Annotated in this window: 3 protein-coding genes and 1 pseudogene; 1 reads left to right on the plus strand and 3 read right to left on the minus strand. The window is 68.6% G+C overall.

The window, feature by feature from the left end; genetic code table 11:
- A pseudogene (locus SSP08S_RS62430) lies at nt 1–982 on the plus strand (hypothetical protein); the annotation flags it as partial.
- A 389-nt stretch (nt 983–1,371) separates the two neighbouring features.
- Here the strand turns inward: SSP08S_RS62430 and SSP08S_RS54415 are convergent.
- The 3 genes from SSP08S_RS54415 to SSP08S_RS54425 all read right to left on the minus strand — a co-directional run.
- Nucleotides 1,372–1,935, minus strand: a complete 564-nt coding sequence (locus tag SSP08S_RS54415) for an HAD domain-containing protein (protein ID WP_019076031.1) — start codon at nt 1,933–1,935, stop codon at nt 1,372–1,374.
- 29 nt (nt 1,936–1,964) lie between these two features.
- Complete coding sequence (locus SSP08S_RS54420; RefSeq protein WP_019076032.1) at nt 1,965–2,663, minus strand: class I SAM-dependent methyltransferase; 699 nt, start codon at nt 2,661–2,663, stop codon at nt 1,965–1,967.
- Nucleotides 2,664–3,312, minus strand: a 649-nt coding sequence (locus SSP08S_RS54425; RefSeq protein WP_019076033.1) for a phosphotransferase family protein, incomplete at its 5' end; no start/stop codon positions are given.

Genomic DNA, 3,312 nt, shown 5'->3' on the forward strand with positions numbered 1-3,312 from the left:
CCTGGCGCGCTACGGCGTCCCGCTCGCGGAGACGGCCCCCTCGGGCCTGGCGGCGGCGGGCATCGAGCCCGTACTGCTGCCGCCCGCCCCGCAGTTGGAGCCGACCGACACGGCCGCGCGCAGCCGACCCCCCGAGGCGGCACCAGCCGTACACAACGACACGACACCTGCCGGCGAACACCATCCAGACCTTGATGACAACGAGCCCCCCAAGCAGCCGGAACACACTCAACACCCGGGACCGGACGCAAACCTGTGGTCCGACACCCTGCTGCAAGAAGCCGCCCACGAAGACGACTACGACCCCGGACACGACCCGCAGGAGGATCCCCACTCGGACGAGGAACGGGAATGGGCGTGGGCGTGGGCGTGGGACGAGGAAACGCCTGCCCCGCACACCGTCCCGGACGAAGCAACGTTCAACTCCGCTCCCCCAGACCCGGGAGCCGCTGAAACACCCCTCCCCGGACGTTCCGCAGACGCCGTGCCTCCCCCGCGACATGCGCAGGCCCCACATCCCGGCCAGGACAAGGAACCCAACAGGGGGATTCCGCCCGCCGAGTCGACGCCCGCCAAAAAGACGACATCGCCTCCACGCAGCCTCACTCCCGTCGACCGCTACTACCTGGCCTGGCACAACCTCCAGCAACAACACATGACAGAGCCAGACGCGACCGAACTGTCGGCGTATCTCGCCACCCAGGGGATCCTCGACCGCAACAACCAGCCCATCAGACCAAAGACACTGGCCCGCTACTTCCTACAATTCCGGATCTACACCATCTGGGCCCAACACCGAGCCATCGACGACCACCCAGCCCCCGACCACGTCGCCAAAGACCTCGCACAACACGGCATCACCGCCCAGTACAACCAACCCATCCACCCACACGACATCAACAAACACCACCACACCTTCGAACACCGCTGGCAAACCCTCCACCACCACGCCCCAGACGGCTCGCCACCACAGAACATCTGAGTAACTGCGGCGAACCGAAGAAACACGCCGACCTGTTGAAACGCCGCGGCCCACCAGATCCTGGTCTCACGCGGAAGCGCGGCGATTCTCCATGACCCGGCGTACGCCTCCGTTGCGATTGAGCCTCGGCGGAGCCACTCCGCATCAGCCACGATGATCGACTCAAACACCGGATCACTGCCCGCATCGGCGGACGGCAATGCTGCGAGAGGCTGCCCCGACCGGCTCACCCCGTGCCAGGTGGGGTAGTTCCCGGTACGAGGCTGCGGAGAGTCCCACGTTGGCGCGGTCCCCGCGCCAACAGGGGTAGTGCGCAGTCGGCCACCGTGAGGCGGCCGTGCCGCCTGTGGTCCCTGCGCCCGCAGGGTTGGTCCCTACGACGTCCCTTCCTATGCTGCTTTGATTGGAGCCGTGGCCCGCGCGATGGGCATCCTTGCTGCCCATGCCAGGAGGTCGGCCATGTGCTCGGCCAATAGCCCGACATGGGGATCAGGTTGGACAAGCGTGGTCGCCTGGCCACATCTGCTGCGCTCCGTCGCCCATTCGTGGTCGAGGTTGGTGAAGTCGTCGTCGATCCAGATGACGGGCGCGTCGCCGAGCCAGGTGTCGACGTGGTCGCGTTTCCACAGGTACCCGTTGGGGTGGCTGGTGGTGATCTGCGGGCGCGGGAGGTCGACGAACGGCAGGGGTGGGAGGCCGAGGAGCGGTCCGATCAGAGTACTGGCGTCGTGGCGCCAGCTGGTGCACCAGACGGGGGTGACCAGGCCAGTCCGGATCACCTGCATGAGCAAGGGGCCATGCGCTGGGTTGAGCCAGATGGTGACCGGGTCGTCAGCGCTCCGGTCAGCGGGCACGACCTCGTGCCGGTTGTGGGTTGCCGGACTGGCCCCTTCGGCGTCCGGAAAAGGTATGAGGACGCCGTCGACGTCGAGCAGGAGGTAGGGCGGGCGCATCGGTTTCTCCCTGGGGAGCCGGGGTGGGGTCAGAGCTTGCGCGCGGTGATGAGGAGAGTGGTGGGCCAGCGGCCTCCGTGGCGCGCGTCATGGAACTCCTCGGCCGAGGTGAGCCAGAGCCCGGCGCGGTCGAGGTGTTTCTCCCAGCGGTTGGTGTCGAAGTCCCAGCGGGCGATGGGTAGTTGGCTGCGGTCGGGGAGGGTGACGTAGTCGCGGCGGGGTCGGTCGTCGGTGGCGGGGCGTAGGCCGCTGCGCTGGGGGTGGGGGACCGAGAAGGCGAGAGTGCGCCCGGGGTTGAGGTGCTGGGCGATGGCCGGGAGCAGCAACTCTGGGGCTACGAGCCCGATGGCCCCGAAGACCGAGTAGACGGCGTCGAACTGCTCGTCGGAGGCTTGCAGGTAGTGCAGGGCGTGGCCAGCGACGAAGGTCAGGTTGTTCAGCCGACCGTAGTGCGAGCGGGCTCGGCGGACCTGGAGGCCGACGAGGTCGACGCCAGTGACGTGGGCGCCGTAGCGGGTGGCGAGGTGGGCGGCGTTGTGGCCGGGGCCGCAGCCGAGTTCGAGCAGTCGCTTGTGGCGCAGGTCCGGGCCGAGGATCTCGGCGCCGGGCCCGCGGCCGGGCCGGGTGGTCCATTCCATCCGGTCGGGCACGGCCAGCGGCTCCGCGGGAGCAGCCGTGGTGCGTTGCAACGCGTGGACGTACCAGGGAGAAGCCTGTGCCGCGAGCACCTAGACCTCCAGCAGGTGGAGGACGTCAGTGAGATGGCGGCGTACGGCCTTGATGTACGCGGGGTCGGTGGCCGGGTCGTTGATCCAGCGGATCGACTGCTCCATGAACCACTCGACGGCCCACATGCGGTGCCAGCCCAAAGCCCACTTCTCGGCAGGCAGTCCGCCGCGTTCGGCGAGGGCATCGGGGGTGCCGCCTTCGGTGACGTAGGTGTCCAGGAAGACCCGCAGGCGTACGGGATCGGGGGTGTCGAGGGTGCCGTGCCAACTGGCGAGGTCAAGCAGGCCGGGACCGGTGAAGGCGCGGGCGAAGTCCAGCAGCCGCCAGCCGTGTCGGCCGATGTGGAGGCTGGTGGGGTGGAACTCGGAGTGCACCCAGCCGAAAGGGGCCACCGTCGTACCGGCCGAGCGTGTCTCGGCGGCCTGGGCGATCCGGTCGAGTGTGTCTTCGACGTCGTCCGTGTCCTGCCATCGGTCGGCTTTGCGGAGTTGGCCGAGGTGTTCCAGGGCTCGGCTCGGCAGGGTGCGCAGTCGTTCCTGGTCCAGGACGGGCAGGGCTGAGGCGGTGCGGGTGCCGTGCAGGATGACGGCTGCGGCTGCGCCGTCGAGGTCGTCGGCCTCGCGAATCGGAGCGCCGAGGTCTTCCAGG

It is taken from the genome of Streptomyces hokutonensis (genome assembly GCF_000376565.1).
GTDB lineage: Bacteria > Actinomycetota > Actinomycetes > Streptomycetales > Streptomycetaceae > Streptomyces > Streptomyces hokutonensis.

Excerpts from the sequence above, each read along its gene's own strand:
- SSP08S_RS54415 (WP_019076031.1), bottom strand. The coding sequence starts at position 1,935 with ATGCGCCCGCCCTACCTCCTGCTCGACGTCGACGGCGTCCTCATACCT.